The 18,413-nt window shown below is 67.8% G+C and carries 23 protein-coding genes and 1 tRNA gene; 20 read left to right on the top strand and 4 right to left on the bottom strand.

Annotated features, from left to right (window positions below):
- From QOZ81_RS06200 to tatC, 4 genes are all read left to right on the top strand, one after another.
- Positions 1-1,356, top strand: a complete 1,356-nt coding sequence (locus QOZ81_RS06200; protein ID WP_291199999.1) for a UDP-glucose dehydrogenase family protein — start codon at positions 1-3, stop codon at positions 1,354-1,356.
- Positions 1,353-1,700: an AtuA-related protein gene (locus tag QOZ81_RS06195; protein ID WP_291200002.1), complete on the top strand. Its 348-nt coding sequence runs from the start codon at positions 1,353-1,355 to the stop codon at positions 1,698-1,700. Before QOZ81_RS06200 ends, QOZ81_RS06195 begins: the two co-directional genes overlap by 4 nt.
- A gap of 28 nt (positions 1,701-1,728) precedes the next feature.
- Complete coding sequence (gene tatA, locus QOZ81_RS06190; RefSeq protein ID WP_291200005.1) at positions 1,729-1,914, top strand: twin-arginine translocase TatA/TatE family subunit; 186 nt, start codon at positions 1,729-1,731, stop codon at positions 1,912-1,914.
- Positions 1,915-1,978: 64 nt separating this feature from the next.
- Positions 1,979-2,779: a twin-arginine translocase subunit TatC gene (gene tatC / locus QOZ81_RS06185; RefSeq protein ID WP_291200008.1), complete on the top strand. Its 801-nt coding sequence runs from the start codon at positions 1,979-1,981 to the stop codon at positions 2,777-2,779.
- 12 nt (positions 2,780-2,791) lie between these two features.
- Here the strand turns inward: tatC and QOZ81_RS06180 are convergent, their stop codons facing one another.
- The gene (locus tag QOZ81_RS06180; protein ID WP_291200011.1) at positions 2,792-3,880 is read right to left on the bottom strand and encodes a UDP-N-acetylglucosamine--N-acetylmuramyl-(pentapeptide) pyrophosphoryl-undecaprenol N-acetylglucosamine transferase; all 1,089 of its coding nucleotides are present in this window, start codon (positions 3,878-3,880) and stop codon (positions 2,792-2,794) included.
- Between the two features lie 160 nt (positions 3,881-4,040).
- Here QOZ81_RS06180 and QOZ81_RS06175 point away from each other — a divergent pair, with 160 nt between their 5' ends.
- Together QOZ81_RS06175 and QOZ81_RS06170 are read left to right on the top strand one after the other, a co-directional pair.
- Entirely contained in the window at positions 4,041-4,790 is a 750-nt protein-coding gene (locus tag QOZ81_RS06175) for an electron transfer flavoprotein subunit beta/FixA family protein (RefSeq protein WP_291200013.1), read from the top strand.
- Positions 4,791-4,828: 38 nt separating this feature from the next.
- Positions 4,829-5,800, top strand: a complete 972-nt coding sequence (locus tag QOZ81_RS06170; protein ID WP_291200015.1) for an electron transfer flavoprotein subunit alpha/FixB family protein — start codon at positions 4,829-4,831, stop codon at positions 5,798-5,800.
- A gap of 63 nt (positions 5,801-5,863) precedes the next feature.
- Here the strand turns inward: QOZ81_RS06170 and QOZ81_RS06165 are convergent, their stop codons facing one another.
- Genes QOZ81_RS06165 through QOZ81_RS06155 form a run of 3 tightly spaced genes read right to left on the bottom strand, consistent with a single transcriptional unit; the run spans position 5,864 to position 7,351 of the window.
- Positions 5,864-6,313, bottom strand: a complete 450-nt coding sequence (locus tag QOZ81_RS06165; RefSeq protein ID WP_291200018.1) for a DUF1569 domain-containing protein — start codon at positions 6,311-6,313, stop codon at positions 5,864-5,866.
- 56 nt (positions 6,314-6,369) lie between these two features.
- Positions 6,370-6,597: a hypothetical protein gene (locus tag QOZ81_RS06160; protein WP_291200020.1), complete on the bottom strand. Its 228-nt coding sequence runs from the start codon at positions 6,595-6,597 to the stop codon at positions 6,370-6,372.
- Between the two features lie 31 nt (positions 6,598-6,628).
- The gene (locus QOZ81_RS06155) at positions 6,629-7,351 is read right to left on the bottom strand and encodes a cyclic nucleotide-binding domain-containing protein (protein WP_291200023.1); all 723 of its coding nucleotides are present in this window, start codon (positions 7,349-7,351) and stop codon (positions 6,629-6,631) included.
- Positions 7,352-7,464: 113 nt separating this feature from the next.
- On the opposite strand from QOZ81_RS06155, the gene lpxK reads away from it, so the two are divergent.
- The 14 genes from lpxK to QOZ81_RS06085 all read left to right on the top strand — a co-directional run bounded on the left by lpxK (position 7,465) and on the right by QOZ81_RS06085 (position 18,410).
- Positions 7,465-8,484: a tetraacyldisaccharide 4'-kinase gene (gene lpxK / locus QOZ81_RS06150; protein ID WP_291200026.1), complete on the top strand. Its 1,020-nt coding sequence runs from the start codon at positions 7,465-7,467 to the stop codon at positions 8,482-8,484.
- 103 nt (positions 8,485-8,587) lie between these two features.
- Entirely contained in the window at positions 8,588-9,841 is a 1,254-nt protein-coding gene (locus tag QOZ81_RS06145; RefSeq protein WP_291200029.1) for an ABC transporter substrate-binding protein, read from the top strand.
- A gap of 63 nt (positions 9,842-9,904) precedes the next feature.
- On the top strand, positions 9,905-10,783 hold the full coding sequence (locus tag QOZ81_RS06140) for a branched-chain amino acid ABC transporter permease (protein WP_291200032.1): 879 nt from the start codon (positions 9,905-9,907) through the stop codon (positions 10,781-10,783).
- A 1-nt stretch (position 10,784) separates the two neighbouring features.
- Positions 10,785-12,740, top strand: a complete 1,956-nt coding sequence (locus QOZ81_RS06135; RefSeq protein ID WP_291200035.1) for a branched-chain amino acid ABC transporter ATP-binding protein/permease — start codon at positions 10,785-10,787, stop codon at positions 12,738-12,740.
- A 9-nt stretch (positions 12,741-12,749) separates the two neighbouring features.
- Positions 12,750-13,466 carry an ABC transporter ATP-binding protein gene (locus QOZ81_RS06130; protein ID WP_291200038.1) on the top strand — a complete coding sequence of 239 codons (717 nt, stop codon included), beginning with the start codon at positions 12,750-12,752 and terminating at the stop codon, positions 13,464-13,466.
- Between the two features lie 48 nt (positions 13,467-13,514).
- Positions 13,515-13,589: transfer RNA gene (locus QOZ81_RS06125), tRNA-Gly, on the top strand.
- Positions 13,590-14,069: 480 nt separating this feature from the next.
- Positions 14,070-14,423, top strand: a complete 354-nt coding sequence (locus QOZ81_RS06120; protein ID WP_291200043.1) for a hypothetical protein — start codon at positions 14,070-14,072, stop codon at positions 14,421-14,423.
- Positions 14,424-14,881: 458 nt separating this feature from the next.
- Positions 14,882-15,346 carry a DUF1801 domain-containing protein gene (locus QOZ81_RS06115; RefSeq protein ID WP_291200046.1) on the top strand — a complete coding sequence of 155 codons (465 nt, stop codon included), beginning with the start codon at positions 14,882-14,884 and terminating at the stop codon, positions 15,344-15,346.
- Positions 15,347-15,441: 95 nt separating this feature from the next.
- Positions 15,442-15,957: a DinB family protein gene (locus QOZ81_RS06110; RefSeq protein ID WP_291200049.1), complete on the top strand. Its 516-nt coding sequence runs from the start codon at positions 15,442-15,444 to the stop codon at positions 15,955-15,957.
- Between the two features lie 26 nt (positions 15,958-15,983).
- Complete coding sequence (locus tag QOZ81_RS06105) at positions 15,984-16,460, top strand: GNAT family N-acetyltransferase (RefSeq protein WP_291200052.1); 477 nt, start codon at positions 15,984-15,986, stop codon at positions 16,458-16,460.
- A complete protein-coding gene (locus QOZ81_RS06100) occupies positions 16,457-16,825 on the top strand; it encodes a hypothetical protein (protein ID WP_291200055.1) in 369 nt (122 codons plus the stop codon). Before QOZ81_RS06105 ends, QOZ81_RS06100 begins: the two co-directional genes overlap by 4 nt.
- A 20-nt stretch (positions 16,826-16,845) precedes the next feature.
- Complete coding sequence (locus QOZ81_RS06095; RefSeq protein ID WP_291200058.1) at positions 16,846-17,385, top strand: hypothetical protein; 540 nt, start codon at positions 16,846-16,848, stop codon at positions 17,383-17,385.
- Positions 17,382-17,813: a hypothetical protein gene (locus QOZ81_RS06090; RefSeq protein WP_291200061.1), complete on the top strand. Its 432-nt coding sequence runs from the start codon at positions 17,382-17,384 to the stop codon at positions 17,811-17,813. Before QOZ81_RS06095 ends, QOZ81_RS06090 begins: the two co-directional genes overlap by 4 nt.
- Positions 17,814-17,984: 171 nt before the next feature.
- Positions 17,985-18,410 carry a DUF5675 family protein gene (locus tag QOZ81_RS06085; RefSeq protein ID WP_291200064.1) on the top strand — a complete coding sequence of 142 codons (426 nt, stop codon included), beginning with the start codon at positions 17,985-17,987 and terminating at the stop codon, positions 18,408-18,410.
- Positions 18,411-18,413: the final 3 nt, after the last annotated feature.

Below are 18,413 nucleotides of genomic sequence, written 5' to 3'. Positions count from 1 at the left end.
ATGCAGGTGCTGGTCATCGGTTCAGGTTACGTGGGGCTGGTCGCCGCCGCCTGCTTCGCGGAGGCGGGTCACCGCATCCTCGGCGTGGACGTGGACGCGGCCAAGGTGGCCACCCTCTCCCGGGGCGAGTCCCCCATCTTCGAGCCGGGCCTGGACGACCTGCTCACCAAGCACCTGGCCTCCGGCGCCCTGCGCTTCACCACCGACCTCAAGGCGGGCATCGCCGAGGCGGATGCCGCCTTCATCTGCGTGGGCACCCCCCAGAGCGAAGACGGCAGCGCCGACATGAAGTACGTGCTGGCCGTGGCCGGCCAGCTGGGTGACGCCATGGCCCTGCGCGCCACGGACGCCAAACCCCTCATCGTGGTGGACAAGAGCACGGTGCCCGTGGGCACGGCGGCCCGAGTCCACGCGGAGATCGCCGTGCACACGGACCGCGCCTTCGAGGTCGTGAGCAACCCCGAGTTCCTGCGCGAAGGCTCGGCCATCGGCGACTTCCTGGAGCCCGACCGCGTGGTGGTGGGCTGCCGCTCGGATCATGCCGAGACCGTCATGAAGGCCCTCTACCAGCCCTTCCTGGACCGCAGCGGCGGCAAGTGGTTCCGCATGGATCCGCCCAGCGCCGAGCTGACCAAGTACGCGGCCAACGCCATGCTGGCCCTGCGCATCAGCTTCATCAACGAGATCGCCAACCTGGCCGAGTCCGTGGGTGCGGACGTGGACCACGTGAAGACCGCCATCGGCGCGGACCACCGCATCGGCCCCGCCTTCCTCAACCCCGGCCCCGGCTTCGGCGGCTCCTGCTTCCCCAAGGACCTGCAGGCGCTCCTGAAGGTGGGCCGAGAGCAGGGTCACCCGCTCATGACGCTCGCCGCCACCGTGGAAGCCAACCGCCACCAGAAGCAGGTGCTCCTCCGGAAGGTGAAGGCCCACTTCGGCGTGAAGTCCGGCGTGCCGGCTCCGCTGAAGAACAGGCGCTTCGCCCTCTGGGGCCTGGCCTTCAAGGCCGATACGGACGACATCCGGGAAAGCATGGCCCTGGAGCTCATCGAAGGCCTGGTGAACCTGGGCGCCGAGGTGGTGGTCCACGACTTCGCCGCCATGGAGGCCGTGCGGGCCAGGATCGGCGACAAGGTGCGCTATGCGGAGTCCCCCCTGGCGGCCTGCGAGGGTGCCGATGCCCTCCTCATCGCCACCGAGTGGGCCCAGTACCGCGAGGCCGACCTGGAGGCCGTGGCCAAGGCCCTCAAGGCCCGCCGCATCTTCGACGGCCGCAACCTGTTCCGTCCCGAGGCCATGGAGGCCAAGGGCTGGACCTACCACTCCCTGGGTCGCCGCGCCGTGGAAGCGAAATGACCAGGATCAGGCTGGAAGACATCGCCCACGCCCGCAGCGGCGACAAGGGCGACGGCTCCAACGTGGGCATCATCGCCTACACCGAGGCGGGGTTCCGCCTCCTGCAGCGGGAGCTCACGGCCGAGCGCGTGAAGCATCACTTTTCAAGCATATGCAAAGGTGGTGTTGATCGATTCGAAGTTCCTAACCTCAAGGCCATCAATTTCATCCTGCACGACTCCCTCGGCGGGGGCGGCAGCGAAAGCGTGAAAACCGACGCCCAGGGCAAGACTCACGGGCAGGCCCTGCTTAGAATGGAACTGGACCTGCCGGGCGACGTGTCGCTGGCCGATCTGCGACCCTGAACCCGCAGCACCGCAACTGGAGCACACCATGGGCAACCTGGGAATGATGGAAATCCTGCTGATCGGCATCGCGCTGCTGATCTTCTTCGGGCCTTCGCGGTTGCCGGAACTGGGCAAGAGCCTGGGCAAGGGCATCCAGGAGTTCAAGAAGGCCAGCCGCGAGCTCACCGATTCCGTGAAGGAAGACGTCACGGCCGACAAGGACAAGAAGTAGCCTGCTGAATCCCCACAGCCCGGCCTCCCCGCGGGGGGCCGGGCTCTTTTCCTGACTGAGGCCCATGGCGATTCCGGCCACCCCGCCCGAGAAAATGAGCTTCTGGGAGCACCTGCAGGAGCTGCGGGTGCGCATCGTGCGCTCCCTGCTCATCGTGGCGGGCGCCTTCGCCTTCACGTACGGCTTCCCGTTCGGCTACCGGGACATCCCCCCCCTCCGCTTCAAGCTCTGGGCCTGGGCCCAGAAGCCCTTCATGGAGGCCATGGCGGCCCAGACCCACAAGCCCATCTCGGAGCTGCAACCCTTCGCCTTCACGGATCTCACCGAGCCGTTCTTCAGCATGATGCGGCTCTCGCTGTGGGCGGCCGCCTTCGTTGCGGCACCCTTCCTGTTCTACCAGCTATGGGCCTTCATCCGGCCCGGCCTGCTGCCCAAGGAACGCCGCCTCGTCATCCCCTTCGTGGTGGTGACTTCAGGCTGTTTCCTCCTTGGCTCCGCCTTCGCCTACACCCAGGCCTTCAAGTTCCTGGGCGACATCCTCTTCCAGGAAGCCGCCGCCGCCGGCCTGCGGGCGAACCTGCACGCCTCGGACTACCTCGACCTGTTCATCTCGACCACCCTCATCACCGGCATCATGTTCGAGCTGCCGGTGCTGTTCTTCTTCCTGGCCCGGTTCCGCATCGTGACCGCCCGGTGGATGCTGAAGTACTGGCGCCACGCCACCATGGTCATCCTGATCTTCAGCGCCTTCTTCACGCCCGGCGACGTGGTGGTCACGACCATCTTCTTCAGCATCGTGCTGCTGGGCCTCTACTTCATCTCCGTCGCCGTAGCCTGGCTCGCCGAACCCCGCCAGCCCAGGTAGCCCCGACAGCTCTCAGCCGAGACAGGCGCCCAGATCATCCAGGCAGAGCTGCACCGCCCGGTTGGATTCGGGCTCGCTGGACAGTGATTGTCGCGCCAAGGGATCCTCCAGCAACGGCAGGAGGGCCGCCTCGAGCCGCGGGATGAACTCCGGCCCCTGTTCGAGGACGAGGGCCCGCCCCTCCGCCGCCAGGGCCAGGGCGTTCCTGCGCTGATGGTCGTTCGCGCTGGTGGGCAGGGGGATCAGGAGCCCGCCGCGCCCGGCGGCCTTCAGCTCGGCGCAGGTGCTGGCGCCGGAGCGGCCCACCACCAGGCTCGCAGCTTCCATGGCCTCGTCCATGCGGGCGATGAAGGGCACCAGCGCGTGGCGCGGATGGCGCGGCCGCGCCTTCAGGCGCTCCAGTTCCGCCGGCCCCGTCTGGTGCAGGATCTCCCAGTCGGGCTGGCGCTCCAGCAGCGCTGACGCCAGTTCCAGCAGCGCCTCATTGAGGGCGCGGGCCCCGCCACTGCCGCCCAGCACCAGCACGCGGAAGGGTGGCGCCAGCTCTGCGACGGGCCGGAAGGTGCGCAGGAAGGCCCCCCGCACCGGCGTCCCCACCACGCGGCAGTCGGCGCCCGGCAGCAGCGGACGCACGGCCTCCATGCCGCACCACACGCGCCGGGCCTTCGGCGCCACCAGCTTCACCAGGGCGCCCGGCGCGGCGTTGCTCTCGTGCAGGAAGAAGGGGATGCCCAGTGAGCGGGCGGCCAGCAGCGCGGGCGCGGCACCGTAGCCGCCGGTGCCGATCACGGCCCAGGGCCGCTCCCGGCGCCAGAGGGCCTTCAGGCGGAAGACGGCGCGCCCGAGTTTCCAGGTCGACCGCGCGGCCCGCAAAGGCGAGCGGCCGAGGAAACCCTCCACGTCCAGCAGCAGGTGGGGCCAGGTGGTGGCGGGCAGCTCTCTCGCCTCGATGCCACGCTGCGCGCCCACGAAAGTGATCAGACGGTCAGACCACCGGGCCCGGGCCCCCTCCGCCAGGGCGATGGCCGGAAAGTAGTGGCCACCCGTGCCGCCCCCCGTAAGGACCAGCGCATCCTGGAAATTCGGCGTCGCGTCGCGCATGTACCGTCCACCTCACCGGAGTGTTCCAACCTACCCTGAGGCAGGCGTGATGACCTCCAAAAACCTGCGAAACCCCGATGGGATCTGGACTTCCTCAGGCTAAACTCTTCCTTTGGGTCGGCTATCCGCCGGCCTGTCCAAGACGCATCAGGGAGCGCCCATGAAGATCCTCGTCGCCCTCAAGCAGGTACCCGACACCGAAACCAAGATCAAAGTCGCCGCCGATGGCCGGTCCCTCGACCCGGCCGACGTCAAGTGGATCACCAGCCCCTATGACGAGTACGCGCTGGAAGAGGCCATCCGCACCAAGGAGGGCAAGGGCGCCGAGGTGGTGGCCCTCTCCGTGGGCGGCGACAGCGCCAAGGACGTGCTGAAGAACGCGCTGGCCCTCGGCGCCGACAGCGCCGTGCTGCTCCGGGGCGATGGCCAGGGCGACGCCTTCGCCGTGGCACAGATCATCGCCGGCTACGCCAAGGACAAGGGCTTCGACCTGATCCTCTGCGGCAACAAGGGCCTCGGCGGCGACAATGCCGCCATGGGACCGATGCTCGCGGAGCTGCTGGGCGTCGCCCAGGCCAACGTGATCGTGATGCTGGAACTGGGTGAAGGCACCTTCAAGGCCGAGCGCGAGATCGAAGGCGGCTCCGAGATCGTGGAGGGCCAGCTGCCCGCCGTGATCACCGCCCAGAAGGGCCTCAACGAGCCCCGCTACGCCAGCCTCAAGGGCATCATGGCCGCCAAGAAGAAGACCATCGAGGAAGTGGACGCGGTGCCCGCGACGGTCGGCACCCAAACCATCGCCCTGGCCCTGCCGCCCGAGCGCCCCGCCGGCCGCAAGCTGGAAGGCGATGCCGCCGCCCAGGCCCAGGCCCTGATCCAGGCCCTCAAGGACGAAGCCAAGGTCTTCTAGGCCGCTCCCCGCCGATTCCGATTCGAAAGGACGACTCCATGATTCTCGTGTTCTGTGAACTGAAGGATGGCCAGATCCGCAAGCCCAGCGCCGAAGCCCTGAGCGAAGGCCGCCGCCTCGCGGATGCCGCGGGCAGGCAGCTGGGCGCGCTCTTCGCCGGCGCCTCCTGCGCGGGTGCCGCCGAGGCCGCCAAGTACGGCGCCGACCTGATCCTCACCGCCGAAGGCGCCACGCTGGCCTCCTACTCCAGTGACGCTTTCGCCGCCGTCATTGCCGAGGCCATGAAGGCCAAGGGCGCCACCGTGCTGCTCGCCGCGGCGACCGCCGTGGGCAAGGACATGGCCCCCCGGGCCGCCGCCCGTCTGGGTGCCGGCTACGCGTCGGACGTCACCGGGCTCTCCATCGTGGATGGCAAGCTCCAGGCTGTCCGCCCCGTCTACGCCGGGAAGGCCTTTGCCACCACCAGCTTCGCCAGTGCCATCCAGGTGGCCACCACCCGGCCCAACGTGTTCGCCGCCGCCGAGAAGGCCGGCGCCGGCACGATGGAATCCCTCGCCGCTCCCGCCGGGGACTTCAAGTCCGTGGTGAAGGAGATTCTGGCCAAGGCCAGCGGCAAGGTGGACCTGAGCGAAGCCAACGTCATCGTGAGCGGCGGCCGCGGCATGAAGGACGGCGCCAACTTCAAGATCCTCGAAGAGCTGGCGGACGCCATCGGCGGCGTCGTGGGCGCCTCCCGGGCGGCCGTGGACGCGGGCTGGGGCCTGCCCCACAGCATGCAGGTGGGCCAGACCGGCAAGGTCGTGAGCCCCACCCTCTACATCGCCTGTGGCATCAGCGGCGCCATCCAGCACATCGCCGGCATGAGCGGCTCGAAGTTCATCGTCGCCATCAACAAGGATCCCGAGGCGCCCATCTTCAAGCTGGCGAACTACGGGATAGTGGGCGACCTGTTCGAGGTCGTTCCCGAACTCACCAAGGCCGCCAAGGCGCTGGGTATCGGCTCGAACTAGCCGCCCTTCCCTGCTGCAAAATGGCCCGGCAGTCGCCGGGCCATTTTGCAGATATGAGAAGGCTCAAACGCCGAATTGCCTCAGGTGATGGTCGAAGTGCTTGTAGATCAGGCGTCCCCACTGCTCGCCACTCAGGCGGCCGAAGAAGGGGTGGACCATGCCCTCGGTCTTGGCGGTGCCACGCTGGACCACGCGGTCGATGAAGGTGGCCAGCTGCGTGCGCTCAGTCTCAAAATCCCGGGGATCGGACACCACGTAGATGGGATCGGTGGGGGAGTTGCGACGGAAGGGTTTCTCCCCGAAGATCTGGCCCCGGATCAAAGGTGTGATCAGCTTCCCCAGGAAGAGTTGCTTCACCGGACGATCCCCCAGGAGATCGCCCAGGGCGATGGAGCAGTGCCTCAGCATCTGGGCCGCGTCCATCTTCCCCCACTGGCGCTGTGCACCCGGCTCCAGCTCCGCGAACCGCCGGGCCAGGGCATCCCGGTCGGCGGGAACGAACAGCGAATGCATGGGAACCTCCGAGAGCCTATGGCTTCCACGATAATCCGGATCGTCCCGCCAGACGGTCACAGTGGCTCGAAGCCCTCATCCCGAAGGAAATCCCGCGCATCTTCAGGATCGCCGAAACGGGCGATCACCATGTCCCCTTCGTTCGCGTCGCCATCGAGGGCATCCAGGCTGTTGCGCTCGCGGATGATGCAGGCCCCGCCCACCTCATCCAGCCCGAACTGCACCAATTCCCGGATGACGCCGTGCTCATCCCGCCACAACTCGACCAGCAGATCCGTCCCCATGAGCGCCTCCCGTCTCCTGCCCGCCGGAAGGTTACGTCTTTTCGAAGAACAGCACCACCATGCCGAAGCCCACGCGGTCGCCGTGCTTCAGCTCCCGGGGCTCGCCCGGCTGGATGCGCTCGCCGCGCACGAAGGTGCCGTTGGCCACGCCGGGTTCCTCCAGCAGGAAGTAGCGGCCGTGCTCGCAGAGGATGCGGGCATGGCGCCGGGACACGCTGAGGTTGTGGTCCTCGTCCGTCAGGTCGATGTCGGGGTGGACGCCCGTGGTGGGATCGAAGCGCCCGATGAGCGAACCGTGCGACAGGATCGGGTGGGGCTTGCCGCTCAGCACGGACACCAGGTTGGCCACCGGGGCCGTGACGACCTTGGCGGGGCGGTTGGCGTCCATGGACTCCAGCCGCTCGCCGACTTCGCGGTGCCGCTGGGCCAGGCGCTGCATCATCTTCACGGAGACTTCGGGGTTCTGCCGGATCATCCGCATGAAGGTGCCGCGGTTGATGGCGATGAGGTCCGAATCCTCCAGGGCCAGGGCCGTGTGCTGGCGCGGCAAAGCCTCCAGCAGACTGCCTTCCCCGAAGAAATCCCCCTTGGCGAGCTCCTCGGCCCACTCCCCCTGCGCCTCCTCTGAGACATACAGGCGCACCTTGCCCGACAGGATGATGTACATCTGCTGGGCCATCTCCCCCTTGCGGAAGATCAGCTCGCCTTCGCGGAAGCGCAGCTTGCTTTGGTCGATGAAGCTGGGTTCAGCCATGCAGGTCCCGGGGAGGCCCCTAGCTTAACCCAGGGCCAGGGTCGGATGGAAACCTCCCCTCGGGACCCGGGACGAAATCCATTCCCGCCGCCGACCTCCGCTACCCTGGGTGCATGTCCCTCCTGCGCCTCCTGGCTGCCCCGCTGGCACCCCTCTACGGGGCCGTGGTGCGCGCCCGCAACCGGGGCTTCGACGCCCACCCCGAGCGGGTCGCCCATGCCACGGTCCCCGTGATCTCCATCGGCAACCTCAGCGCCGGGGGCACCGGCAAGACGCCCCTCACCCTGTTCCTGGCCGAAGGGCTGGAGGCCGCCGGCTGGACCAATGCCGTGCTCTCGCGTGGCTACGGCGGGCGGCGGAACGTGGATCCCATGAGCGTCGAGGCCGACTCCGATCCCCGGCAGACCGGCGACGAGCCCCTGCTCATGGCCCGGCGCCTGGGCGCCCGCCGCGTGGTGGTGGGCCGGAAGCGCGAGGCGGCGGCCATGCGGGCCCAATCCCAGCGGCCGGGCCTCCGCTGCCTGCTGCTGGACGACGGCTTCCAGCACCGGGCCCTGCACCGCGACCTGGACCTGCTGGTGCTCGATGGCGTGCGCCGCTGGGGCGACGGGCGGATGCTGCCCCTGGGTGACCTGCGCGAGCCCGTGGACAGCGCCCGCCGCGCCCAGGCCCTGGTGGTAACCCGCGCCGCGCGGGTGCAGGACCGCCCTGAGATCGAAGCCTGGTGGGCCCGCCACGGTTCGGGTGGCCCCGTCTTCTGGGTGGACTTCGCCCTGGGCGGCCTGCGCCGCTGGCCGGCGGAGCTGCCGGCGGCCGAGGTCCAGGGCCCGGCCTTCGCCTGGTGCGGCCTGGGCCACCCCGAGGCCTTCTACGCCGACCTGCTGCTGGCCGGGCATGCCTGGACCGGCTCGCGCAGCTTCCCGGACCACCGGGGCCCCTCGCCGGCGGACCTGCGCCGGCTGCAGGCGCAGGCCCGGGCCGAAGGCGCCGCCTGGCTGGTCTGCACCGAGAAGGACGCGGTGAAGCTCGGCCCCGACCATGCGCGGGCCCTGGACCTGCCCCTCCTCGTGGCGGAGCAGCGGGTGGCCGGCGGCGAGTCATTGCTCGCCTGGGTGCTGGCCCGATTGATCTGATTTCGAAGCTTGGAAGGAACAGGCCCACCTTCCCGGAAGGGCCCAGGGCCGCTATGCTTGCGCCCATCCATCCACCCAATCCACCGCCTCTGAGGAGGACACGATGTTCAAGCAGATCGTCCAGGGATCGCTCCTGCTCACGGCCCTCGGCCTCACGGCCGGAGACACCGTGAAGATCGCCCTCACGGGACCCTTCAGCGGCGGCTCCGCCCCCATGGGCACCTCCGCGCGGGACGGCTCCAAGCTCGCCATCGCCGAGATCAACGCCGCCGGCGGCATCCTGGTGGGCGGCAAGAAGATGAAGATCGAGATCGTCGAGCGCGATGACGAGGCCAAGAACGAGCGCGGCGCCCTCATCGCCCAGGAGCTGGCCGCCATGAGCGACCTGACGGGCGTCATCGGCACCGTGAACACCGGCGTCTGCATGGCCGGCGACAAGCACCTGCAGGAGAAGGGCATCACCAAGATCATCTGCCCCGCCGCGGGCTCGGCCTCCATGACGCAGTGGAGCAAGGCCGGCGTGAAGGACTGCTCCATCTTCCGCTTCGCCGCCCATGACGGCATCCAGGCGGCCATGGTGGTGGAGGAGGCCATCAACCGCAAGTTCACCAAGGTGGCGGTGGTCTTCGATTCCACCAACTACGGCGTCTCCGGCCGCGACGACATGCTGGACCAGATCAAGAAGCAGGGCAGCAAGCTGGAGGTCGTGGCCCAGGAGAAGTTCAACATCGGCGACAAGGACATGACCGCCCAGCTGCTGCGGGCCAAGTCCGCCGGCGCCCAGGCCATCCTCATCTGGGGCATCGGGCCCGAGCTGGCCGCCATTTCCAACGGCATGGCCAAGATCGGCATGAAGGCCCCGCTCATCGGCGGCTGGACGCTCTCCATGTCCAACTACATCGACAACGCCGGCAAGAACGGCAACGGCACGCTGATGCCGCAGACCTTCATCGAAGAGCCCATCACCCCCAAGGCCAAGGCCTTCATCGACGGCTACCACAAGACCTTCAAGGTGGGCCGCATCCCCTCCCCCGTGGCCGCCGCCCAGGGCTATGACGCCGTCTACCTCATGGCCGCCGCCGTGAAGCAGGCCGGCAGCACCGACACGAAGAAGGTCAAGGAGGCCCTGGAGGACCTGAAGGAGCCCGTGCAGGGCGTCATCGCCACCTGGAACCACCCCTACACCAAGTGGGATCCCGCCGACGTGACCACCCACGAGGCCTTCCGCCGCGAGCAGACGGTCATGGGCATGGTGAAGGACGGCCACGTGGTCTTCGGCAACGACGCCGACCGCGAGCGCCTCCGCAAGTCCGCGCTGAGCGCCACGCCCGCCAAGATCAAGGGCAAGAAGAAGTAGCTTTCCCAACCCGTGAACCCGGGGGGCTTCGGCCCCCCGCTTTTTCCCCCGGACAGGCCGCGCATGAATGCATCGATCATTGGGCAGATGGCCGTCAGCGGCGCCTTGATGGGGCTGGTCTACGCCCTCATCGCCTACGGCTTCCAGCTGACCTTCGCCACCAGCAAGAGCATCAACTTCGGCCAGGGCGAGCTGGTGATGGTCTCGGCCTTCTTCAGCCTCACCCTGCTCAACCTTGGCGTGCCCTACTGGGCCATGATTCCCGGCGGCCTGCTCTTCGGCGCCATCATGGGCCTGGTGGTCGAGCGCGCCGGCGTGCGGCTGGCGCTGGAGCAGAAGAGCGAAGGCTGGATCCTGCTCACGATCATCATCGGCCTCTTCTTCTTCTCCGCCGCCGAGAACCTCTGGGGCCGGGACGACCGCCCCTTCCCCACCCCCATCTCCGCCGATCCCATCCACGTGCTGGGCGTGGACGTGACCCGGCTCGAGCTGTCCGTGGCCGTGGGCGTGCTGGCCATCATGGGCGCCATCGAACTGTTCAAGCGCCGCACCCTGCTGGGCAAGGCCTTCGAGGCCGTGTCCGCGGACCGCGACGCCGCCGAGCTCATGGGCATCTCGGCCACCCGCACCGTCATGCTGTCCTACGCCCTGTCGGGCGCCGTGGCGGCCCTGGCGGGCATCCTGGTCTCGCCCATCACCACCGTGGGCCCCACCATGGCTTCGGCGCTCATCCTCAAGGCCTTCTCCGTGGCCGTGGTGGCGGGCCTGGATTCGGGCTTCGGCGTGGTGCTCATCGGCATGTTCCTGGGGGCGCTGGAAAGCCTGGCCAGCTTCTACCTGGGCAGCGGCTGGCGCGAGGCGCCGGGCCTGGTGCTGCTGATCCTCGCCCTGGCCGTGCGGCCCACGGGCGTGTTCGGCAAAGCCATCATCCGGAAGGTGTGAGATGAAGCGCATCCTCCTCCTCCGCGGTGCCGAGCTCATCGTCTTCGCCTTCCTGGCCACCATCCCGCTCCTGGTGGTGAATCCCTACGCCCTGGGCCTGCTCACCCTGCTGGCCATCTACGGCATCCTCCTCATCGGCCTGGACGTCACCGTGGGCTACCTGGGCCAGGTGAACCTCGCCCACGTGGCCTTCCTGGGCCTGGGCGCCTACGCGGCCGGCCTCACCGTCACCAAGTTCGGCCTGGGCATGGCTCCGGCCCTGCTGGCGGCCATGGCCGTGGGCCTGCTGCTGGGTGGTCTGCTGGCCCTGCCCGCGCTGCGCCTGGAAGGCCCCCAGTTCGCCCTGGCCACCCTCAGCTTCGCCGCCCTCAGCACCACGGCGCTGAACGAGCTGGAGAGCCTCACGGGCGGCGCCCAGGGCCTGAGCCTCAGCCGGCCGCCGGTCTGGGGGCACGCGCTCACCCCGCCCCTGTTCTTCTGGCTCTGCCTGGCCCTGCTGGCCCTGGTGTGGATGGTGATGCGCAACCTGCTGGCCTCGCAGTGGGGCCGGGCCTTCGAGGCCCTGCGGGACAGCCCCATCGCCACGGACGCCATGGGCGTGGGCACCTACCGGCACAAGGTGGCCGCCTTCGCCCTGGGCTCGAGTCTCGGCGGCCTGGCGGGCGGGCTCTACGCCTTCAACTTCCAGTACCTGCAGCCCCAGAGCTTCACCTATGACCTGATGATCATCCTGCTGCTGGGCGTGGTGCTGGGCGGCCGCAAGAGCCTGTGGGGCGCCTTCGTGGGCGCCACGGTCATCGTGCTGCTGCCCAACCTGCTGTCGAATCGCCACCTCTTCCAGATCTTCTCCGGCCTGGGCTTCGCCATGGCCCTGGCGGCGGGCCTGCGCGGCCTGGTGAAGAAGACCACGCGGCCCTTCCAGGCCCTGGCCCCCGTCGTGGCCATGGGACTGCTGGTGGTGGGCGGCCTCTTCGTGGAGAACACCGAGGATTGGCGCAAGGCCATCTTCGCCCTGATGCTCTTCTCCGTGGTGGTGGGCCTGCCCGAGGGTCTCATGGGCTTCCTGTCCCTCTTCCTGGCGAAGCTGTTCCGGGTGCCCCACGCGCCCCTGCCCGAAGCCTCGGACATCGAGGCCATCCTGCCGCCCCGCAGCGCCGATGGCGCGCCCCTGCTGGTCATCGAGGACCTCAAGCGGTACTTCGGCGGTGTGAAGGCTGTGGACGGCCTCTCCATGACGATCAAGTCCGGCGCCATCCACGGCCTCATCGGACCCAACGGCTCCGGCAAGAGCACCGTGGTGAACGTCATCTCCGGGCTCTACACGCCCAGCGCCGGGCGCATCCTGCTCCGGGGCTCGGTCCTGCCCTCGGGCAGCCTCTACCAGGTGTCCAAGTCCGGCGTGGCGCGGACCTTCCAGAACCTGCAGCTCTTCGCCGAGCTCACGGCCCTGGAGAACGTCATGGTGGCGCTGAAGGGCGTGTACCGCAGCCCCCTGCCCCTGGTGCTGCTGGGCCTGGCCCGCAAAGAAGAACGCCAGGCCCAGGCCGACGCGCTCTGCCTGCTGGACCGCATCGGGCTGAAGGACCAGGCCCTCACCAAGGCCAAGGACCTGACCTATGGCGCCCAGCGCTTCCTGGAAGTGGCCCGCGCCCTGGCCCGCAAGCCCGACCTGCTCATCCTCGACGAGCCCGCCGCGGGCCTGGCCCACCCGGACGTGGTCCAGCTCATCGAGATCATCAAGCGGGTCCACAGGCGCGGCATCAGCATCCTCCTCATCGAGCACCACATGGACGTGGTGAGCGAGCTCTGCGACACCGTGACCGTGCTGGACGGCGGCAAAGTCATCGCCGAGGGCACGCCTGACGAGGTGAAGCGCCATCCCAAGGTGGTGGAGGCCTACCTGGGCCAGCCCCCGCAAACCGATCTCCCCGGCGAACCCTCGCCGCAGCCGGCCTAGGAGGCATCCATGCTTCAAGTGGAAGATCTCCATGCAGGCTACGGCGCCAGCGAGGTGCTGACGGGCACCACGCTGACCGTGAAGCAGGGCACCCTGGTGGCCCTCATCGGCGCCAACGGTGCTGGCAAGACCACCACCATGCGGGCCATCTCCGGCGGCCTCAAGCCCAGCCGCGGCAGGGTCCTGCTGGATGGCCATGAGGTGCAGGGCCTCGATGCCTCGCGCATCGCGCGCCTGGGCCTGGCGCACTCGCCCGAGGGCCGCAAGGTCTTCGGGCCGCTCTCGGTGGAGGACAACCTCCTGCTGGGCGCCTACAGCCGCCTGCCCCGCTTCCTGGGCTTCCGCGCCAAGGCCCAGGCCGACCTGGACCGCGTCTACGAGCTGTTCCCCAAGCTGAAGGAGCGGATGAAGCAGGCCGCGGGCACCCTGTCCGGCGGCGAGCAGCAGATGCTGGCCATCGGCCGCGCCCTCATGGCCCGGCCCAAGGTCATGCTGCTGGACGAGCCCTCCATGGGCCTCGCCCCGGTCATCGTGCAGGAGGTCTTCCGCACCATCCGGCGCCTGAAAGAGGAAGGCATCACCCTCCTGCTGGTGGAGCAGTTCGCCAAGAGCGCCCTCGAAGTGGCCGACTACGCCTACGTCATGGAGCGCGGCCGCATCGCCGTGGAAGGCACCCCCGCCGAGCTGGCCCGCAACGAGCGCGTCATCGCCGCCTACCTGGGCTGACCAGGACTGGCCCCAAGGCCGCCACTTGCGCTAGCATGGACCCCTGCCGCGGGCGTAGTTCAGTGGTAGAACGTCAGCTTCCCAAGCTGAATGTCGCCAGTTCAATCCTGGTCGCCCGCTCCACCCGCAAAGCCCCGTCACCACTAGGTTTCGGGGCTTTCGCTTGTCCTGGTTTCGGGCCATTTTTGAGTGATCGCAGGCGTTCGTAAGTGCTGAAAAGCGCCCCGAATTTTCACGTGGAGTCCGCCTGGAGTCCGCCGTATCAGAAGGAGTATCAGCTGGTGGTGGCGTGGCGGTAGATCGGTCGGCGGTCTCATGAGGAAACTGGTCCTGGTCATGCGGGTCGTCCTCATCCAGGACAAACCCTATTCAGCTAGCCAGCCTGACGCCCAGCTTTTCCTGCACAGAGGAGCCCACCAGTAGTACACAGCGCGGGACAAAGCCCCGCGGGGCCGCCATGGATGTGACGGTCACAGCGCAGCCATTGCGCCCTTGGCCCGCACTGGGGCCGTGCGATCATTTGCCCGCGCAAGAAAAGTTTCCAGTACCCTGCTTTCAAACACACCACATCGTTAGGGCTCATCACATCCAGGAGGAAGTTTCATGCCGTTTCAGCCAGCTTACACGGATGAGCAGTTCTGGGAGTTGTACAAGAAATTCAATTCTTTATTCGGTGACTACTGGAAATGGGGAGACCATGAAGCCAGGAAGAATCATATGGATGAATTTGATAATGAAGTTCAACGCGGTGAGGTCTACTTTACTCGAGATTGCGGTGGTGCCTGGAATGACAAATTCAAAATGTCACGCAAATCAATGGAAATTATTTTGATGATTCTATTCAGCGAGAATCACAGATTGAATCAGATATCGGATCACCTGTTGGAGTCAGAAGCTCAGGAAATGAGAGCAGCAATGGAGCGTGTGTCAAAAGCCATGGGCTTCCCGTCGCCCTAACCTTCCGCTCAACGCAGTCCCCGCCTGCATTGCCTTCCGCTCTCTCTCGTCATTTCGCGTTCTCGGCTTCGCTCATCGCCTCAGTGCAGACGCGGCCAGTTAGCCACATCGTTAGGCCTCACCAAGCAGGTACCGCTCGATGGACAAGCAAACGCAACAACATCTCATCGGCATCGTGGTGGTTCTCATAGGCCTCGCGCATCAGGTGTGGCCTGGTCAACTCGCCGAAATCAACAAGCGCCGGGCATTGGTCATCTACCCCACAACGGTTCTCGGAGTCCGGTTCCTTGGGGTATTCCTTCTTCTCTTTGGGTTGCTCGCGGTACTCACATGAAACCGTTCGGCCCAACCCTCCGCTCTCTCTCACCTTCCTGCCATCCCGGCTGCCCGTCTCCCCGGTGCGGGCCGAGCCACGGGACTGCTCCCATCGGGCATCACAAGCCATCGGAGGATGATCTGTGGCGATCCCATCCAAGCGCAACGGGCCAGGGGTGAAGGCAGAGGCCCGGCCCGGCGCATCCTCTCAGCAGGCACCCATCACCTCTGCTCAAATTGACGCGAAGATCCAGTCTCTCGGCGGCTGGCGGGCCGGAACCCTGGCGGAGATCCGCCGCCTCATCCACGAGGCGGTTCCGGAGATCGAGGAGGACTGCAAATGGATCAAACCCACCAATCCCCTGGGTGTTCCCACCTGGTCCCGCGCCGGGATCGTCTGCACGGGAGAGGCCTACAAGCAGGTCGTCAAGCTGACCTTCGCCCGGGGTGCTTCCTTGGATGACCCTCGACACCTCTTCAACTCCAGCCTGGAGGGGAGCACGCGCCGGGCCATTGACCTTCGCGAAGGCGAGTCACTGGATGCCGGGGCGTTCAAAGATCTGATCCAAGCCGCAGTGGCCCAGAACCAGCGGTCGGGCACCAGGTAGGCACGCAGGAAAAGAAGCCGGCCCACCCATCGGGCCCCCGCGCCTTCGCTTATGCTTGATCCCTTCCATCCGGCGATGCGCCATCCGGAGCCACCATGACCCCCGCCGACCTCCTCGACCTCTTCCGCTACGACGCCTGGGCCAACGCGCGCCTCGCCTCGGCCATCCTGCAGCTCCCACCGGAGGCGGCCGCCCAGGATCTCGGGGGCAGCTTCCCCACCCTGCGCACCACTTTCGCCCACATCGTCTCCGCCGAGTGGCTGTGGCTGGAGCGCTGGCGGGGCAGCCATCCCACGGCGGCGCCCGGCTGGGTCGCGTCCGCGGACCTGGCCCAGCTGGTGGGGCAACTGAAGGAGGTCGAAGCGGAGCGGGACGCCTTCCTCGCGGGACTCTCCGAGGCGGACCTGGGGGCCACCTGCGCGTTCACCCTGCTCAGCGGCAAGGCGGCCTCGCACGCGCTGCGGGACCTCCTCGTCCACGCCGCCAACCACTCGACCTACCACCGCGGCCAGCTCGCCGCCATGCTCCGCCGGCTCGGAAGCCCCGCCCCCGCCACCGACTTCCTCGTCTACCGCGCCGAGGTGCCGCCCTCCGCCGGCGGCCCCGGCTGACTCCCAGCCGCGACCGGAGCCTTTCCATGCTCAGCATCGACCCCGCCGGATGCAGCCAGGACCTCGAGGCGGTCCGGGGGCTGTTCCTGGAATACCAGGCGGGCCTGGGCATCGACCTCGGGTTCCAGTCCTTCGACGAGGAGGTGAGGCGCCTGCCCGGCGACTACGCACCGCCCGCGGGGCGGCTGCTCCTCGCGAAGCAGGATGGCCGGCCCGTGGGCTGCATCGCGCTCCGGGGCCTCAGTCCCATCCGAGGTGAGATGAAGCGACTCTTCGTCCGGCCCCAGGGCCGGGGGCTGGGACTGGGCCGGCGGCTCGTCACCCGCCTCATCAACGAGGCCCGGGCCGCCGGCTATGCGGAGCTCGTCCTGGACACCCTGCCCAGCATGGCCGAGGCCCAGGGCCTGTACCTGGCCTTCGGTTTCCGCGACATCCCGCCCTATCGCCCGAACCCCGTCCCCGGGGCGCGGTTCCTGGGGTTGTCCCTGATCCCCGCCCCGTGAAGGCCGTCCTGCTCCTGCCCCTGCTGCTCCTGGGCTGCCAGCCCCTCCAGCTGCCGCCCGAGGGCGCATTCCAGTCGATCGCCCGGGGCGAAGGCTGCCTTCCGGAGCTCTACTACGGCATCAGGGCCTTCCACGACGCCCGGTTCCCTCAGGATCGCTTCAGCCGGGTCAGCCAGGTCGTCATCGAAAGAAGGCTGAGGCCTGACGACCAGGAGTCGGAGGCCACCCTCGAGACCTGGACGGTGGAGTCCGCCTCCCGCAGGCTCTACCGCTACACCCTGAGCATCGGCATCACCCGCGCCGCGAGGGTCGAGACCTCGCTGCGGGTTAGAATCATGGCCATCGACGGCCCCACCCAGCCCTGATCCCCTCCGGAAGGAACGCCATGACCCGACCCGCCGCGGCCCTGTTCTGCCTCCTCGGCGCCACCCTCCTGGCCCAGGCGCCGGAGGCGAAGCCAGATCCCTGGGCGCCCCTTCGGCCCCTGGCCGGCGAGTGGCAGGGCGCGGCCTCGGGCGAGCCGGGGACGGGCACGGCGGCACGGCGCTACGAGTTCGTCCTGAACGGCCGCTTCCTCCACGAGCGCAACACCTCGACCTTCCCGCCCCAGGAGAAGAACAAGACCGGCGAAGTCCACGAGCATTGGAGCCTGTTCAGCTACGACAAGAAGCGGAAGACGCTCCTGTTCCGGCAGTTCCACCAGGAGGGCTTCGTCGTCACCTACGCCCTCAACCCGGCCCTGAGCACGCCCACCCGCAGCGTGTTCGACAGCGAGCAGGTCGAGAACATCCCCAGCACCTGGAAGGCACGGGAGACCTATGACTGGATCTCCGCCGACGAGTTCACTGAGACCTTCGAGCTCGCCCAGCCCGACAAGCCCTTCGCGGTCTACAGCCGCAACCACTTCAAGCGGCGGCGGCCTTGAGGCCCGATCCCATCACCGGAGAGGGCCCCACGGATCACGAAGGGCCGTTCGTGAAGGCCTTCCTCCGATCGGAAAAACAGGCGCGGTGGACCCAGTTCCTGGCCAGCGCCAAGCGCCGCCACGAGATCCTGGCTCGCCTTGGCCGAGACCTGCCCTACCAATCCGCCCTGGGCACCCTGGTCCCCAGCCACCAGGACTACCCCGCCGAGCTGGAGAAGCTGCTCAAAGCCAAGGGGGCCGGCCCCACCTGCCATGTGATGGTGGCCGGACTGAAGCTCGACGGCCGGGAACTGCCCCTCGCCGAGGCGCTCCAGGCCATCTGCCTGCACAGCTCCGGCGCCGTCCTGTCCTGCCTTCCCGGGCGCCTCGCCTACTACCGGCCCGAGTCCCCGGGAGCCGGCATCCTGCTCGAGCGGCTCCCCCGCTGAGGTCTTCCCCCGGCAGTGGATCCGCTCTGTCTGAAGGGACCATCAGAAGAAATGGATGTCCGGACATCACTTGGGGTTTCAGACAGGTTTTTCGGGACGGACAGGCCCCCTTTCGCTAGGCTGTTCCACCAGTCCACGTCCAGACATCCAGCCAGACCCGCGAGGTAATCCATGGAGCTCCGCCTGCAGCGCAACCCCTCCAGCGCCCACGCCACCACGGGCACGCTCACGGTGGATGGCCAGTTCGAGTGCTACACCCTGGAGGACCTGGTCCGCGACCTGGGCCCCACGGGCGCGGGTAAGGTGCAGGATGAAACCGCCATCCCGCCCGGCACCTACCAGGTGATCATCAACATGAGCCCGCGCCTGGGCAAACCCATGATGCGCCTGCTGGACGTGCCCTTCTTCGACGGGATCCTCATCCACAGTGGCAACACGGATGCCGACACGCATGGCTGCATCCTCGTGGGGAGCAGGCTGGCCGGGGACACCATCGCCGGCAGCACGTCCACCGGCGCGCTGGTCGCCCTGAAGACCAAGGTGCAGGCGGCCCTGGACCGGAATGAGCCCGTCCACATCACGATTCTGAACGGCTAGCCC

The sequence above is a fragment of the Geothrix sp. genome, from assembly GCF_030219325.1.
GTDB lineage: Bacteria > Acidobacteriota > Holophagae > Holophagales > Holophagaceae > Geothrix.
This window is presented reverse-complemented; position numbering and strand designations above follow the sequence as displayed.

Coding starts and splice junctions, on each gene's coding strand:
- QOZ81_RS06200 (WP_291199999.1), top strand. CDS start 1: ATGCAGGTGCTGGTCATCGGTTCAGGTTACGTGGGGCTGGTCGCCGCC.
- QOZ81_RS06195 (WP_291200002.1), top strand. CDS start 1,353: ATGACCAGGATCAGGCTGGAAGACATCGCCCACGCCCGCAGCGGCGAC.
- tatA (WP_291200005.1), top strand. CDS start 1,729: ATGGGCAACCTGGGAATGATGGAAATCCTGCTGATCGGCATCGCGCTG.
- tatC (WP_291200008.1), top strand. CDS start 1,979: ATGGCGATTCCGGCCACCCCGCCCGAGAAAATGAGCTTCTGGGAGCAC.
- QOZ81_RS06180 (WP_291200011.1), bottom strand. CDS start 3,880: ATGCGCGACGCGACGCCGAATTTCCAGGATGCGCTGGTCCTTACGGGG.
- QOZ81_RS06175 (WP_291200013.1), top strand. CDS start 4,041: ATGAAGATCCTCGTCGCCCTCAAGCAGGTACCCGACACCGAAACCAAG.
- QOZ81_RS06170 (WP_291200015.1), top strand. CDS start 4,829: ATGATTCTCGTGTTCTGTGAACTGAAGGATGGCCAGATCCGCAAGCCC.
- QOZ81_RS06165 (WP_291200018.1), bottom strand. CDS start 6,313: ATGCATTCGCTGTTCGTTCCCGCCGACCGGGATGCCCTGGCCCGGCGG.
- QOZ81_RS06160 (WP_291200020.1), bottom strand. CDS start 6,597: ATGGGGACGGATCTGCTGGTCGAGTTGTGGCGGGATGAGCACGGCGTC.
- QOZ81_RS06155 (WP_291200023.1), bottom strand. CDS start 7,351: ATGGCTGAACCCAGCTTCATCGACCAAAGCAAGCTGCGCTTCCGCGAA.
- lpxK (WP_291200026.1), top strand. CDS start 7,465: ATGTCCCTCCTGCGCCTCCTGGCTGCCCCGCTGGCACCCCTCTACGGG.
- QOZ81_RS06145 (WP_291200029.1), top strand. CDS start 8,588: ATGTTCAAGCAGATCGTCCAGGGATCGCTCCTGCTCACGGCCCTCGGC.
- QOZ81_RS06140 (WP_291200032.1), top strand. CDS start 9,905: ATGAATGCATCGATCATTGGGCAGATGGCCGTCAGCGGCGCCTTGATG.
- QOZ81_RS06135 (WP_291200035.1), top strand. CDS start 10,785: ATGAAGCGCATCCTCCTCCTCCGCGGTGCCGAGCTCATCGTCTTCGCC.
- QOZ81_RS06130 (WP_291200038.1), top strand. CDS start 12,750: ATGCTTCAAGTGGAAGATCTCCATGCAGGCTACGGCGCCAGCGAGGTG.
- QOZ81_RS06120 (WP_291200043.1), top strand. CDS start 14,070: ATGCCGTTTCAGCCAGCTTACACGGATGAGCAGTTCTGGGAGTTGTAC.
- QOZ81_RS06110 (WP_291200049.1), top strand. CDS start 15,442: ATGACCCCCGCCGACCTCCTCGACCTCTTCCGCTACGACGCCTGGGCC.
- QOZ81_RS06105 (WP_291200052.1), top strand. CDS start 15,984: ATGCTCAGCATCGACCCCGCCGGATGCAGCCAGGACCTCGAGGCGGTC.
- QOZ81_RS06095 (WP_291200058.1), top strand. CDS start 16,846: ATGACCCGACCCGCCGCGGCCCTGTTCTGCCTCCTCGGCGCCACCCTC.
- QOZ81_RS06085 (WP_291200064.1), top strand. CDS start 17,985: ATGGAGCTCCGCCTGCAGCGCAACCCCTCCAGCGCCCACGCCACCACG.